We start from the raw sequence: 629 nt of genomic DNA on the forward strand, positions 1-629 counted from the left end.
GCTCCTCGGTGGAAGACTTGCACCCAGTATTCCACCGAGGAGTGCGCGCGCTGACGCCATTGGGCGTGAAGGCGGGGCGACTTAGTCGATCATGAAGTCGAACTCGCCACGCTTCGCGCCGTCGAGGAACGCCGCGATCTCGTCACGCGTGTACACAAGGGCCGGTCCGTCCTGATGGCGCGAGTTGCGCATCGCCACCCTGCCGTCCGCGAGCGCCGCGAGTTCGACGCACTGGCCCTCCTGCGCCGTCCGCTGGCTCTTCACCCACGTCACGCCGGCAATCGCACTGGCCGGCGTCATTCCGTTGTGCACCTGCTGCACGGGTCACCACTTTCCTGCCGTAATTCGAACAAGTTATCCGCCGAGAAATGCGATCGGGCAGCCCAAAGCCTTCGCTATGGCTTCACTGTGAGTCGATCGGGGCAATTTCCAAGAGGCAATTGCCTCAGCGGCTGAGAGGCGACACTATCCAGGGGACGCTTCCCCACTCGATGCCTTCACTGGGAAATCCCTCGGAGGAATGAACCATGCCGGCAGACCCCCACGTGTCAGCGCGCAGCGGCAGGCAGCGCCACCCGCGGACCCCAGTGGCCGAAAGGGAGGCTCCCGAACTCGGCGCACTGCTGCGC

1 protein-coding gene is annotated in these 629 nt (G+C 64.7%); it reads right to left on the reverse strand.

The window, feature by feature from the left end; translation table 11 throughout:
- Positions 1–81: 81 nt before the first annotated feature.
- Positions 82–321: a DUF397 domain-containing protein gene (locus KUM32_RS41355; protein WP_187085814.1), complete on the reverse strand. Its 240-nt coding sequence runs from the start codon at positions 319–321 to the stop codon at positions 82–84.
- Positions 322–629: the final 308 nt, after the last annotated feature.

Source organism: Streptomyces sp. AC627_RSS907 (assembly GCF_019049165.1).